This window comes from Campylobacter concisus, assembly GCF_002912895.1.
GTDB classification, from domain to species: Bacteria; Campylobacterota; Campylobacteria; order Campylobacterales; family Campylobacteraceae; genus Campylobacter_A; species Campylobacter_A concisus_G.
Map to the genome: position 1 here is coordinate 34,047 of NZ_POZX01000039.1, position 11,780 is coordinate 45,826.

Below are 11,780 nucleotides of genomic sequence, written 5' to 3' on the forward strand. Positions count from 1 at the left end.
TTGATTAAAAACCTTTTGCAAGTTTGGCTTTGTAAGCCTCAACATCAAAATCTTTTACTCTCGCTACTCCATCTTCAACTGCAGCTTTTGCAACTGCTGGAGCGACCGCTGTTAGCACGCGCTTGTCAAATGGTTTTGGGATGATGTACTCTTTGCCAAATTTTAGCTCGCTAACGCCACTTGCCTTTAAAACTTCAGCTGGCACTGGCTCTTTTGCAAGCTGCGCAAGCGCTTTAGCTGCAGCCATTTTCATATTTTCAGTGATCTTTTTAGCTCTAACATCAAGTGCGCCTCTAAAGATAAATGGAAAGCCCAAAACGTTATTTACTTGGTTAGGATAGTCGCTTCTGCCTGTGCCCATCATAACGTCATCTCTTACAGCTACGACGTCCTCTGGGAAGATTTCAGGCACTGGGTTTGCCAAAGCAAATATGATAGGCTCTTTGTTCATCGACGCAACCATCTCTTTTGTCACAACGCCAGGCTTAGAAAGACCTAAAAACATATCAGCGCCTTTCATCGCATCAGCCAAAGTCCTATCCTCAGTCTCAAGCGCAAATTCAACCTTTTCTGGAGTTATATCTGTTCTTTTTGAGTGGATGACGCCTTTGCTATCTATCATCACGATGTGTTTTGCACCAAGTGCTTTATACATCTTTGCGCAAGCGATGCCAGCTGCACCTGCGCCGCTAACTACGATCTTTATCTTAGATATATCTTTGCCAGAAATTTCCATCGCATTTATAATGCCAGCGCTTGTTATCATCGCTGTGCCGTGCTGATCATCGTGCATTACAGGGATATCGACTGCTTCTTGAAGCTTTCTTTCGATCTCAAAGCACTTTGGAGCGCGGATATCTTCTAAATTTATACCGCCAAATGTCGGAGCTAGAGCCTTGCAAATCTCAACGATCTTATCAGGATCGTGCTCGTCTAGCTCGATGTCAAAGGCATCAACGTTTGCAAATTTCTTAAATAGCACCGCCTTGCCCTCCATAACTGGCTTACCAGCGATAGCGCCGATGTCGCCAAGTCCAAGAACAGCCGTGCCATCGGTGATGACAGCTACTAAATTTGCTTTATTTGTATATTTATAAGCTAGTTCAGTGTCTGCATTTATCTCTTTACAAGGTTCAGCAACGCCTGGTGTATAGGCCATTGAAAGGTCTCTTGAAGTCTCGCAAGGTGTCTTTACCCTGATCTCGATCTTACCGCCGATGTGGTAGTTTAGTGCCTCTTCTTTAGTTACATGTGTCATTTCTCTTCCTTTAATAAATTTTGTATTCTGTTTTTGATCTCGTTACTGCCTACTACTTCAAGCACTTCAAAGATACTTGGGCTCACGCTTGAGCCAGTTAGTGCTATCCTTAGGGCTTGAGCTAGGTCTTTTAGTTTTAAGCCATTTTGCTCTAAAAATTTATTAGTTAGCTCCTCGTAGCCATTTGCGTCAAGGTCGCGGTCTAAAATTTGAGCAAATTTCGCCAAAATTTCTTTGCTATTTTCATTTATAAATTTAGCCCAAGCTTTCTCATCGTAGCTTTTTGGAGCGTTGATGATCGCATTTGCGCTATTTGCCATTTCGATTAGTGTCTTTGATCTCTCACGGAGCGAATTTAGCAGTAGCTCGCCCTTTACCAAAGCCTTAAAATCCACGCCAAATTCAAGCATATCATGCGCTAGCCTCTCGTAAGGCAAAGTTTTTATATAGTGAGAATTTAGCCAGTCAAGCTTTTGAGCGTTATAGGTGCTTGAGCTTTTGTTGATATCGTTTGGATTGAAGTATTTAAGCATATCCTCGATAGTAAAAATCTCATCATCACCGTGGCTCCAGCCAAGACGAACAAGGAAATTTAAGAGCGCTTCAGGCAAGTAGCCCATCTTTTTATACTCCATAACGTCAGTTGCGCCGTGTCTTTTGCTAAGCTTTTTGCCGTCCTCGCCGTTTATCATAGCGACGTGATAAAATTTTGGCACCTTAAAGCCAAGTGCCTCGTAAAGAACGATCTGTTTTGGGGTATTTGAGAGGTGGTCATCGCCGCGAATAACGTCTGTGACGCCCATTAGCGCATCGTCTATCACAACTGTGAAGTTATATGTTGGTGTGCCGTCACTTCTTGCGATGATGAAGTCGTCTAAGATATCTTCAACCTTAAATTTAACCTCGCCCTTTATGCCATCATGTATGACGATTTCGCCACTTAATGGGGCTTTTATACGGATGACTGGCTCGATGCCGGCTGGAGGCGTGCCAGTAAAATCTCTATATCTATTATCATATTTTGGACGCTCTTTTCTTGCCTCTTGACTAGCTCTAAGCTCTTCAAGCTCGTCCTTGCTCATGTAGCATTTATATGCCTTGCCCTCATCAAGTAGCTTTTTAACATACTCTTTGTAAAGATCAAATCTTTTTGATTGATATGTTACTTCGCCGTCGTGGTCTAGCTTACACCAAGCAAATGCTTCTTTTATGGCTTGCGTGGCCTCTTCAGAGTTTCGTTTTAGGTCAGTATCTTCGATGCGAAGTAAAAATTTTCCATTATTAGCTCTTGCGTATAAATAATTATAAAGGGCTGTCCTAAGTCCGCCTATATGTAGGTATCCAGTAGGCGACGGAGCAAATCTAGTAACTATCATTTTGTGCCTTATTTTTATGTTATAATTGCCCAAAATTATATTTACTAAATACTTAAATAAAGGTTTTATTATGAAAAAATTGCTCTTTTTGGCTGCTGGCATGCTAAGTGCTTTAAATTTATATTCGGCTCAGATGATAAACGGTATCGCAGCTATTGTAGAGAACGAACCCATCACACTTTATGAAGTTTATAGCTTAAAAGAGCAGCTAAGAGCTAGTGAACAAGATGCTTTAAATTTACTCATAAGAGATAGACTCGAAGATGCTCAGATAAAAAATTTAAACATTAGTGTAACGCCATTTGAGCTAAACGATAGAATCGAATCGATCGCAAAGCAAAATGGCATGACAAATTCGCAGTTTAGAAGCTCTATCCAAGCTCAAGGCATGGACTTTTTGGAGTTTAAAAATAACATAGAAAAAAAGATGCTTCAAGAAAAGCTTTATAAAAGTATCTTGGCTGAAGCTGGCAAAAATGTAAATGAGCAAAAAGCAAAGATGTATTTTGATGCTAATCCTGATAAATTTAAGGTCTTTAGCACTGCTAAAGTAGTCCTTTATAGGGCAAAAAATCCCGAAGAACTAGAAGCTCAAAAAACAAGTCCATCACTACTTAATAGTGTGCAAACGCAAGAGCTAAGTTTAGACTATCAAAGCATAGATCCAAGACTAGCTGCCATCATAGCTGGCACAAATAATGGCGAATTTACCCAAATACTACAAGGTGCTGATAGTTTTGATATGTTTTATGTAAAAGAGAAAATAGGCTCATACACTCCAAGCTTTGCAGATGTTAAAGATAATGTTATAAACGAGCTTTATCAAGGCGAGCAAGAAAAACTTATGGCTGATTATTTTGATAAACTCCGCGCAAAAGCAAAGATTCAAATTTTAAGATAACTTCAAATTTAGCCATCTTTGGTGGCTAAATTTCTCCAAATTTCACATGACAAAAGATTACACCGCCAAAGATAGCGGTGTAAATTTAGTTAAAACGTATAATGCATATTTATCATGAACGATCTCTCGTCGCCCGGTCTTGAATCAGAACGCCAGTATTTTTTATTTAAGATATTATTTATCGCTAGTGTTATTTGAGCGTGTTCGTTAAAGTTATATCCAGCACTTGCATCAAATCTAGCAAAACCAGGAAGATGTTCGTCTATGGCTCTACCATTACTTGTGCGGTAGCTATATCGTTTAGAGTATCCTGTTACGCCACTTTCGACATACCATTTGTCGTTTTTAGCATATCTTAAAAAAAACATTGCCCTGCCAGTTGGTTGTATTATTTAGACTAAGTCTTTCGTTTAATGGATTTGATTTATCACTTGCGATAATGGCTCTCATATATCCAAGAGAGCTTCTTAGATATAAATTTTCATAAACCTTACCCAAGATATTTAGCTCTATACCACGGCTTCGCTCTTTACCACGCTGTGCCCAAGTATATGGATCATTTGTAGGATCTGGTCTATATCTTATATTATTATGCTCGATCTGAAATATAGCTAGGTTTGAGCTAAATTTATTATCAGCCCATGTGCTTTTTAAGCCGATTTCGTATTGCTCGTTATTTTGTGGTTTTAGATCAAGCATTGACGTATTGTCTGTACTTATACCTATATTTCCACGACCACCATAAGGCGCAAAGCTCTTTGAGTATGAAGCGTATGCGGTATGTTCTGGCAAAAAGTCCCACAGTAAGCCAACTCTTGGACTAAAAGAGTGCCCTTTGTAGCTATTTGTCATATCTGCAATATTTCTTGTTTTAAACTTATAAAAGTCAAACCTGCCACCAAGAAGCAACCTATATTTATCATCTAAGCTTATTAGATCTTCTAAAAATACTCCATTATTTATAGCTTTGTGTTTGTTGTCAGTCGTAAGCGGCATGTAGCCCACACTACCCCAACTTGATCTTGATGCGTATGGATTTATGGTTACATTTTTTGCTTTGTCATACCAAAGCCTTGGATGGCGAGTTTCTACACTATTATCGTATCCAAAAGTAAGATTATGTTTAAATCTTGTAAATTCAAGCTCTTTTGTAAGTGTTATAGCATTTTAGAGCGTGTCATTATCAGTTTGCTGTTTAGCATAGTTTTGCTTTAGTCTATTTCCAGGAATGGTGGTACCACTAAAATAATGGTCAAAATTTTGACTAGCTTTTCTATAGCCAAAAACCCATTTTAAATTTATATCCTTGACTAGTTGTGCATTTAGCTCGGTACGAAAGAAATGAAGCTTATCTTCAACAAAGTCTCCATCGTGAGAAAATCCCTTTGTATAGTCTATGCCAAGTTTGTCATAGACACTTTTTGTTGGCATTCTATCAGGTACAAGCCAAGCATTATCATATGTATATTGTGCCTCAAAGCTAACCATTCCGCCATCATTTGTCACGACAACGCTTGGGCTTACCATAAAATTTTTATATTTTACGCCCTCTCTCCATGACTTTCCACGCTCCATATCAGTCGTTAGTCTTGCGGCTAGTTGATTATTTACTACATGGTTTATATCTATACCACCGCCATATCTACTCCAGCTGCCAACCCTGCCTGAGAGCTTATAAACAGGCATAAAATTTGCCTTCTTACTAACTAGATTTACAACTGCGCCGCCATCACTTCTTCCATATAAGATCGAAGCTGGCCCTTTTAAAATTTCAACTCTCTCAACATTTGCTGTACTGCGTCTTATCTGACCAGAGTCTCTAACGCCATCTCTATATATATCGCCACCATCAACACTAAAGCCTCTTATCTTGATGCTCTCGCCTCTCATATCATAGCCTGCATCAATACCAGCATTTCCTTCTAGGATACTTGAAAGATCATTTGTGCCGTAGTTTCTATTCTTTTGTATATCTATATTTTCGATAGTTTGTGGCGTCTCTTTGTTACTGAGTCCATTTCTATTGATATCCGCACTATCATACGCGATATAACCTTTTAGGGTATTTTGCTCCGAGATACCTTCCACCTCGATAGTTGGTAAAACAACTGAATAATCACTGTTATTTGTATCTAAAGCCCACAGCGAGCTAAAGATCAGTGATGAAGCAAGTATACTAAACTTCATAGAATTCCTTTAGATAAAATTAAAATCGATATTCTATATCAAAATAGCTTAAAATATTTACTTTATATTGATGTTTATTAATTTTATCAATTCATTGTTAAAATTTTAGTTCGATTTAGAATTATCGTTTGCCATATCTTAAAACAAAATGCATTACTATTGTCGCTAAAAAATTTTAAGATTAAGGCTAGTATTTTAATGATCACTCATCAACGCGAGCTTTTTGGACTTTTTGATGAGGTGATAGATATAAAAAGTGAGTAAATTTGACTGCAAAGGCAGCCAAATTTATATTATGCTTTTTTAGTAAAAACCCCGACATAAATAGCATAGATAAAGCCGATCGCTACGGCATATGGAGCATAAGGAGTGATGCCAGCTCCTGAGCTTGCAAGTATGAAGTTATGGCTTATCGCAGCGCCTGCTCCCATGCCTAAAACAAATACAGCTGAGCTTAAATTTCCAGCTCCCATTTGCACTAAATGTTTGCCTGGGCAGCCATAACTTAGGCTAAAGCAAAGACCAGCTAAGCTCATGCCAAGGAAATTCCAAAGGACGTCATTATGAGCGATAGGTTGAGCTTCAAAGCCAAATTTGTATTGATTTAACACTAAATTTGTAATGCTAGCAAAAACAACAACCGATACAATACCGTAAAACATCGAAAAATCACGCTCGAAAACTTTACTTATAGCACCAACCGAACAAAATTTGCTTCTTTGCATAAAAATACCAATAACAATAGCACAAATAAGCGAGATAAGGATATTTGCATGCTGTGAGCCTGGACCTTTTTCTGAGCTAAATAATGCACCGTTATCGCCAAGCTTTAAACCAAAAACAAGGGCCGCTAAAAGTAAAACAGCAATGATTAATGGTAAAAAGGCAACTGGTTTTGTAGTGGCATCATTTTCAGGTATAACGTAACCATTTTTCTTGAAAAATCGTCCAACAAAAACGCCGGCAAATAGACCGACAAGCCCAGCAATAGCGGTCATATCTCCGCCTCCAAGGCGCAAAAACGCTCTCCATGGGCAGCCCAAAAAGATAAGGCAGCCAATCATCGCAAACACACCTAAGAAAAACCTAGAAAATGCTGCACTGCCAGATACTGGAGTAAAATTTCTGCTCCAAAGCAAGCTTGCTAAGAAGCCTCCGATGATAAGCCCTAAAATTTCAGGTCTTAGATACTGTACCACTTTGGCTTGATGAAAGCCAAAAGCACCTACGCTATCTCTTAAAAAGCAAGCCGCACAAACGCCCATATTTGCTGGGTTGCCAAAATAAACAAGCACTGGGCCAAGAATGCCTAAGCTTGCACCTGCAATGATGTAAAGCACTGTTTTATTCATGAATATTCCTATGTATAGGGTAAAATCAAACTGATTTCTTAAACGACATTTTAATAATCATTAAATAAAACAAAGATTAATTTTTTTAAGAGCAAAGTAGATAAAATATGCAAAAATTTCATAAAAAGGATAAAAATGAAAGATTTTATGAGTTACGCAGATAGCCTAAAAATTCTAAAAGATACAATAAATGCGTGGGAAAAGGTCGAAAAAGTAGCCATCACAGATGCACTTGATAGAAATATCGCCTACGACGTGACAGCCGCTGAAAATTACCCAGCAAAGCCAGTTTCAGCGATGGACGGATACGCTTTTGCCTTTAAAGATGGCCTAAGCGAGCTTGAACTCATCACAGACCTGCCCGCTGGAAGCGACAAAGGACTAGTCATAGAGGGTAGTAAATGTGTAAAAACTTTCACTGGCTCACTAATGAGCGAAGGTACTGATACTCTTGTGCCAGTAGAAAATGTCGAGGTTGTCGGATCAAAAATACTCATCAAAAAAAGCGTGCCAAAGGGTTTTGCTGTGCGCGAAGTAGGAGAAAGCTACAAAAAAGGTGAAATTTTAATAAAAAAAGGCACTCGTCTAACCTACGCCGAGATAGCACTTCTTGCTGAGCTTGGTGTATTTCACATAAGCGTCTTTATGCGTCCAAGAGTGGCGATACTTGCAACTGGTAGCGAGATAAAAGACCTTGGCGAGCCATTAGAAAATCCAGCACAAATTCACAGCTCAAATCACGTAGGCATCGCTATGCAGATACGCAAAATGGGTGCAGAGCCGATCCTTTGCGAGATCGTAAAAGACAAGGCCGAGCTTGTCGAAAAATCGATCATAAACGCACTAAAATCAGCTGATATATTAGTGACGACTGGTGGCATAAGTATGGGGGACTATGACTTTGTAAAAGGCGCTTTAAATGAAAATTTTAGCCTTATCATCGAAGGTGCTGCCATAAAACCGGGTCGTCATATCAGAGTGGCAAAGTCAGGCGATAAATATATCTTTGCACTGCCAGGATTTCCGTACTCGGCAATGGTTATGTGTGTGCTTTACGTGAGGGTCCTAATAAATGCGTGGTTTGGTCAAGAAGAGCCAAAGATCACGGCGATAATGGACGAAGACTATAAAAAACGCTCGCCGTTTCTAGAATTTACAGCTGTAAATTTAGAAAACCGTGAGGGCAAAATTTTTGTAAATTTAGATGGCAAAAAGCTTGGTAGCTCAGCAATCGTAAATAATTTAACAAACAAAGCCGCACTTTTAATGATCCCAATGGATAAAGAATTTCTCAAAAAAGGCGAGATAGTAGAAGTATTGATGATGCCTTGTTAAAATTTTAAGGATAAAAGTTGAACGCATTAGAAATTCAAACAATTATAGTTTTTCTTATAATGGCATCACTTGCCTTTGGAGTAGATCTTTTTGCTCATAAACATGATGAGAAAATTTCACTAAAACAAGCTGGTATTTGGTCTATTTTTTGGATAGGAGTTTCGGTACTTTTTGGCATATATTTATATTTTGAGCGAGGCAGTGAAATAGCAAGTCTTTATTTTGCAGGATATGCGCTAGAAAAGTCGCTCTCAGTAGATAATCTTTTTGTGATGATGGCGATTTTTTCATGGTTTAAGATACCTGAAATTTACCGACACAGAGTGCTTTATTTTGGCGTTATAGGAGCTATGATATTTAGGCTCATCTTTGTAGCCGTAGGTACGATGCTTTTTGCCATCTCTCCTTGGATGGAGCTAATATTTGCGGCAATAGTCGCATATAGTGCCGTAATGATGATAAAAAAAGATAAGTGTGATGAGGATATAAAAGATTATTCAAACCACATAGCTTATAGGGCGGTTTACCGCTTCTTTCCGGTTTTACCACAGCTTTTTGGACATAGTTTTTTTGTTAAATTTAGCGAAATTTCTAATCAAATTTCAGATAGTCAAAAAACTACTCTTAACGATCAAATTTTAAGGCTAAAAGCCACTTGGATAGCAACACCATTATTCTTGTGTCTTTGCGTAATTGAGCTAAGCGATGTGATATTTGCTTTTGATAGCGTTCCGGCTGTCATTGCTGTGAGTAAAGATCCTGTGATTGTTTATTCAGCGATGATATTTGCAATACTTGGGCTAAGAACGCTTTATTTTGTGCTTGAAGCACTCAAAAATTTTTTAAAGTATTTAGAAATTTCTGTGATCGTGCTTTTATTTTTTATCGCAGCAAAGCTAGCTGTAAATGCGACTGCTCATATCTTTCATATCGGTTTTGAAATTTCTGCACAAATTAGCCTTTTTATCATTCTAACCATCCTTGGAGTTGGGGTCGTAGCAAGTTTGGTTAAAAAATAGCTACCACAAAAGTATACAAGCTAAAGTTAGGCAAGCTTAAAATTAAAAATTTATAAGCATAGCACTTTATGTTTGATGTCTAAATTCTTTAAATTTTACTTGCTTGTGCAAAAATTTATTACTGAATATTTATGCTACCGGCTGGAGTTGGCATATCACCTTTTTCATCAGCAAATGGTGGCCCTTTTTGAAGCAAAGTGGTGATCTCAGATGCTACTTTTGGATCCATTTTCGCCATGATGGTTGATATCTTTTTGGCATCAAGAGCATAAAGTATGGTGGCTGCGTTTGATCTAGGCATTTTAGAGAGCACCTCAGCTGCCGCGCCATCTTTCATCTTAGAATACGACTCATTGACTTTATCACTAGTCATTGTGCGAAGTTCTTTTAAAATTTTCTCATTTTTGGCGACCACTTCATCGATCTCTTTGCGTTTTTGCTCGATCACTTTCATTGTCGCATTTAGATCAGCTTCTTTTTTGGCAAGCTTTTTATTATTTTCTTCATAGGCTGCTGCTGAGCTTGCGCGAAATACCTCTAAAGCTTGGCGCTGTTCATCTATGATCTCAAGTTCCTTTGAAATTTCTTCTTTTCTAGCTTCAAAAATTTGCGTACAATCAACTGGTACTTCAAAACAAAATGCAAAATTTAAAATAGTTAAGAATAATAAAACCGCTCTCATTACAACTCACTCTTAGTTGTAAATTTCATCACCGCAAACTCATCAAGCGCAAGCGCTTCGGCTTTTTGTATGCGTTTTATCTCTTTTTTAAACTCTTCTTTTTCTAGATATTTCATCTTTTCGTACTCTAAATTTGCATTTTTATATTTATGTTCGTAATGCGAAACCTCTTTTTTAGCTATCTCAAGGCTCTCTTTGCAGGCATTTAACTCTTGCCTTGCTATCTTTATAAACTCTAAATTTTCCTTTAACTCGCTTATATTGCCACTTTTTGGCAAGCAAAACTCCTCAAGCCTTGCTCTTAAATGCACTAAATTTTCTTCAAAATTTCTTACATTAAGCCTGGCAACGGCAAGCTTTGCCTCCACCTTATCCATCTCTTGTTTTTTTACGCGGACGATAGAGGTAAATTTGCTTTTCATCTAATGATCGTATCGCTTCTTTCAGGGCTTGTTGAGATGTATCCGATCTTTACGCCAGTTAGCTCTTCTATTCGCTCGATATAAGCTCTTGCGTTTGCTGGCAGATCTTCATATTTGCTTATACCTTTTACGCTATCCCAGCCTGCAAGTTCTTCATAGATAGGAGTTGCATTTTCAAGATCTGTCGGCATATAATCGATAGTTTCACCATTATATTGATAAGCTTTGCAAATTTTTACCACTTCAAATCCATCAAGTACATCAAGCTTCATAAGCGCATAAGTATCGACACCGTCAAGCCTTGAAGCATATTTTACACTCACAGCATCAAACCAGCCACAACGTCTGCGGCGACCTGTTGTTGTGCCAAATTCCTTACCGATATCGCACATCTTATCGCCACTCGTGCCTTTATCTTCTGTTGGGAAAGGGCCAAAGCCAACACGAGTCGTATAGGCCTTTATGACACCTATTACTTCACCGATTTCTTTTGGATTTAGTCCAAGACCTGTGCAAGCACCTGCACTTATGGTATTTGAGCTAGTTACGTATGGATATGTGCCATGGTCGATATCTAAAAGCGTGCCTTGAGCGCCTTCAAGCAATACCTTTTTATTTTCATCAAGTGCCTTCCACACTAGGTTTGTAGTATTTGCGATAAATGGAGCTAAAACCTCTTTATATCTTTTTAGCTCTTCAAGTAATTCATTCTCATTGGGAATTTTTACACCAAGTGCGTCAAATACACATTTGTTTGTCTCAAAATCATGCATCAAAGCATCGCACAAACGCTCTGGCTCAAGTAGTTCGCCTACCCTGTGGCCGCTTCTGCTTATCTTGTCTGCGTATGTTGGTCCGATGCCTTTGCCAGTAGTTCCGATAGCCTTTTCGCCTTTTAGTCTCTCTTTTGCTTGATCGATTTGACTATGGTAGCTTAGATTTAAATGTGCTTTATCGCTAATATAAAGCCTTCCCTCCAAATTTTCAAACTGTGCCATTTCAGTGATTAATACCTCTGGGCAAACAACAACACCATTACCAATGATATTTATGATATTTTTATGCAAAATTCCACTTGGAACAAGGTGCAAAGCATATCTAACGCCATCAACCCAGATCGTATGGCCGGCATTATGGCCGCCCTGTGAGCGACAGATCATGTCATAGTTTAGTCCTAGCATATCAACTATCTTGCCTTTACCCTCATCACCCCATTGAACTCCAACTACTAAATCAGCCTTTCTCATT

12 protein-coding genes are annotated in these 11,780 nt (G+C 38.5%); 3 read left to right on the forward strand and 9 right to left on the reverse strand.

Annotation, left to right across the window (positions count from 1 at the left end):
- Nucleotides 1-4 precede the first annotated feature (4 nt).
- Complete coding sequence (locus tag CYP51_RS04865; RefSeq protein ID WP_103624589.1) at nucleotides 5-1,258, reverse strand: malic enzyme-like NAD(P)-binding protein; 1,254 nt, start codon at nucleotides 1,256-1,258, stop codon at nucleotides 5-7.
- The gene (gltX, locus tag CYP51_RS04870) at nucleotides 1,255-2,634 is read right to left on the reverse strand and encodes a glutamate--tRNA ligase (RefSeq protein ID WP_103624612.1); all 1,380 of its coding nucleotides are present in this window, start codon (nucleotides 2,632-2,634) and stop codon (nucleotides 1,255-1,257) included. Before gltX ends, CYP51_RS04865 begins: the two co-directional genes overlap by 4 nt.
- Nucleotides 2,635-2,704: 70 nt before the next feature.
- On the opposite strand from gltX, the gene CYP51_RS04875 reads away from it, so the two are divergent.
- Nucleotides 2,705-3,535 carry a peptidylprolyl isomerase gene (locus tag CYP51_RS04875; RefSeq protein ID WP_103592840.1) on the forward strand — a complete coding sequence of 277 codons (831 nt, stop codon included), beginning with the start codon at nucleotides 2,705-2,707 and terminating at the stop codon, nucleotides 3,533-3,535.
- Nucleotides 3,536-3,624: 89 nt separating this feature from the next.
- Here CYP51_RS04875 and CYP51_RS09895 read toward each other — a convergent pair whose 3' ends face one another.
- From CYP51_RS09895 to yedE, 4 genes are all read right to left on the reverse strand, one after another.
- On the reverse strand, nucleotides 3,625-3,903 hold the full coding sequence (locus CYP51_RS09895) for a TonB-dependent receptor domain-containing protein (protein ID WP_219809031.1): 279 nt from the start codon (nucleotides 3,901-3,903) through the stop codon (nucleotides 3,625-3,627).
- A complete protein-coding gene (locus CYP51_RS09900; protein WP_219809033.1) occupies nucleotides 3,881-4,696 on the reverse strand; it encodes a TonB-dependent receptor domain-containing protein in 816 nt (271 codons plus the stop codon). Before CYP51_RS09900 ends, CYP51_RS09895 begins: the two co-directional genes overlap by 23 nt.
- Nucleotides 4,697-4,702: 6 nt before the next feature.
- Nucleotides 4,703-5,722, reverse strand: a complete 1,020-nt coding sequence (locus CYP51_RS09905; protein WP_219809032.1) for a TonB-dependent receptor plug domain-containing protein — start codon at nucleotides 5,720-5,722, stop codon at nucleotides 4,703-4,705.
- A gap of 293 nt (nucleotides 5,723-6,015) precedes the next feature.
- Nucleotides 6,016-7,074, reverse strand: coding sequence for a YedE family putative selenium transporter (gene yedE, locus CYP51_RS04885; protein ID WP_103624590.1), 1,059 nt, complete (start codon nucleotides 7,072-7,074; stop codon nucleotides 6,016-6,018).
- 135 nt (nucleotides 7,075-7,209) lie between these two features.
- Here yedE and CYP51_RS04890 point away from each other — a divergent pair, with 135 nt between their 5' ends.
- Together CYP51_RS04890 and CYP51_RS04895 are read left to right on the forward strand one after the other, a co-directional pair.
- Nucleotides 7,210-8,409: a molybdopterin molybdotransferase MoeA gene (locus tag CYP51_RS04890; RefSeq protein WP_103624591.1), complete on the forward strand. Its 1,200-nt coding sequence runs from the start codon at nucleotides 7,210-7,212 to the stop codon at nucleotides 8,407-8,409.
- Nucleotides 8,410-8,426: 17 nt separating this feature from the next.
- The gene (locus CYP51_RS04895; protein WP_103624592.1) at nucleotides 8,427-9,428 is read left to right on the forward strand and encodes a TerC/Alx family metal homeostasis membrane protein; all 1,002 of its coding nucleotides are present in this window, start codon (nucleotides 8,427-8,429) and stop codon (nucleotides 9,426-9,428) included.
- A gap of 118 nt (nucleotides 9,429-9,546) precedes the next feature.
- On the opposite strand, the gene CYP51_RS04900 is transcribed toward CYP51_RS04895, so the two are convergent.
- The 3 genes from CYP51_RS04900 to CYP51_RS04910 are packed head-to-tail and all read right to left on the reverse strand — an operon-like array spanning nucleotide 9,547 to nucleotide 11,779.
- Nucleotides 9,547-10,110 (reverse strand): MotE family protein, encoded by a 564-nt coding sequence (locus CYP51_RS04900; protein WP_103588842.1) that lies wholly within the window; start codon nucleotides 10,108-10,110, stop codon nucleotides 9,547-9,549.
- On the reverse strand, nucleotides 10,110-10,532 hold the full coding sequence (locus tag CYP51_RS04905; RefSeq protein ID WP_103624593.1) for a flagellar export protein FliJ: 423 nt from the start codon (nucleotides 10,530-10,532) through the stop codon (nucleotides 10,110-10,112). The genes CYP51_RS04900 and CYP51_RS04905 overlap by 1 nt, the downstream gene beginning before the upstream one ends.
- Nucleotides 10,529-11,779 (reverse strand): adenylosuccinate synthase, encoded by a 1,251-nt coding sequence (locus CYP51_RS04910; protein ID WP_084041659.1) that lies wholly within the window; start codon nucleotides 11,777-11,779, stop codon nucleotides 10,529-10,531. Before CYP51_RS04910 ends, CYP51_RS04905 begins: the two co-directional genes overlap by 4 nt.
- Nucleotide 11,780 lies beyond the last annotated feature (1 nt).